This is a genomic window from Solemya pervernicosa gill symbiont (assembly GCF_002020875.1).
Taxonomy (GTDB): Bacteria; Pseudomonadota; Gammaproteobacteria.
Genome location: NZ_MPRL01000160.1, coordinates 1 through 1,550, shown reverse-complemented (window position 1 = coordinate 1,550; position 1,550 = coordinate 1). Strand labels below are relative to the sequence as shown.

The following is a 1,550-nucleotide window of genomic DNA, read 5'->3' as shown; positions in this document are numbered from 1 at the left end:
CGCAGGCGTCACTCGTACTTGGGGTATGTAAGTCCTGCAGAATACGAGGCAAAGTGTGCCTCTTAATTAATTCATCCGTTAAACCGGGGGAGCCTCAGAGAACAGTTGTTACTATATTAGAGAATATTGCTCTGACCCGGTTTTTCCAATATTCTTCATTCAGCCCGTCTTTGTTAACCTTCGAAATCTACAATTATAAGCACGCCTTTTGCAGTGTCGTATAAAATCAATAGAGCATATGCGAAAATTCCATTAACTATAAAATTAATAAGCAAGGGAAGATTTACGACCCCGACCACCAAAGGAGATGCTTTCAGCGACAACACCAAAGCAGCCAAAACTATAAGACCAATTTGTTCCTTAACGGATAAAAGCATATTTAAACGCGTCTTATAAAAGAATTCGGAACCGCCGTTATTATCAATAAGGTCACGTATTTTTGTAAGAACAATTCCCATTGTGGCCGCATTCACAGCAAGCAATGCGACCAATATCGTTATCAAATTGGCCTCAAAGAATCTTTCTAAAAAACTTTCGGGGAGTCGCTATTTTTGCGGAAGCTTGTTTTGGGCATCCCTACGCCGACATAAAGCCGCTGCTGCATCTTCTTCGTCGTTCGCTCGCGCTCTCAACTACGAATAGGCAGACGGCGTCGACTATCGCGGACTAACCGCCCTCACTTCGCTATCCATGGCGGTCAGCGCCTGCATTATGCTTATGCTTATGCTTATGCTTATGCTTATGCTTATGCTTATGCTTGTGATTATGGAAGTACTTCTTGAGGTGAACCTAATCTGGCTGATGACTAAGAGCTCTGGTCGCAAGTCCTAATGATTTTGCAGCCTCCTCTGCACTAAGAATGGACAATGCAACTGCAACACCAAACGCATGCCGTCTTGATGCGTCTTCCGCAACAGTCAAAAGGGTATGCGCATTTTGGTTTGCCAACTCTAGCCCATGCCAGAGGGAATCTTCGTTCAAATCATCCAAACCTGGGCCCCACTTTTGTTGGGTGATGCCACCAACAATTCTTACATTGCGTAATCGATTTGTTTGCTTTTCGGGAATATTTCGTGAGTGTTTGCATCCTGCAAGACTTCTTCCTGTTGTGCGATCACGGCTAGCGCATGATCATTTTTCGTTATGTTGTGTAGCTGAGATTACTCAAAACTACTGCTGTTGCCAATTACGTGGCTTAACTATCATTTGGATTGGAAGCCGCATGGGCATCAAAATCATGCCCACCCTACGAATTAACAATGATAATCAATCATCCATGAATTATGGTCAGTGTCGAAACTTGGGATGTTGGTTTTACATCCCGTCGATGAAGGTGAGTATCGCAGTCCTTTCAGGATGAAGTGAGCAGCTGTTTGAGCGCAGCGAGTTTCTGCTCACGCCTGAAAGGGCGAGAAACGGAGCGAACCGCGAAGCGGCAAATCGTGGGGCGCTGTACGAGTCAAGGAGATAGGTAACACTTAAGTCCAAGGACATAGGTTACACTTTGACTGTCCAGTACGGCGTATCCCAGCCTTGCTTATCCCTCAGAT

General features: G+C 45.0%; 2 protein-coding genes. Both read right to left on the bottom strand.

Going from position 1 to position 1,550, the window contains the following annotated elements:
• Positions 1 to 173: 173 nt before the first annotated feature.
• Positions 174 to 473 carry a hypothetical protein gene (locus BOW52_RS16870; RefSeq protein ID WP_201790715.1) on the bottom strand — a complete coding sequence of 100 codons (300 nt, stop codon included), beginning with the start codon at positions 471 to 473 and terminating at the stop codon, positions 174 to 176.
• A gap of 316 nt (positions 474 to 789) precedes the next feature.
• Positions 790 to 948: an AbiV family abortive infection protein gene (locus tag BOW52_RS18045; protein ID WP_408021577.1), complete on the bottom strand. Its 159-nt coding sequence runs from the start codon at positions 946 to 948 to the stop codon at positions 790 to 792.
• Between the last annotated feature and the right edge of the window lie 602 nt (positions 949 to 1,550).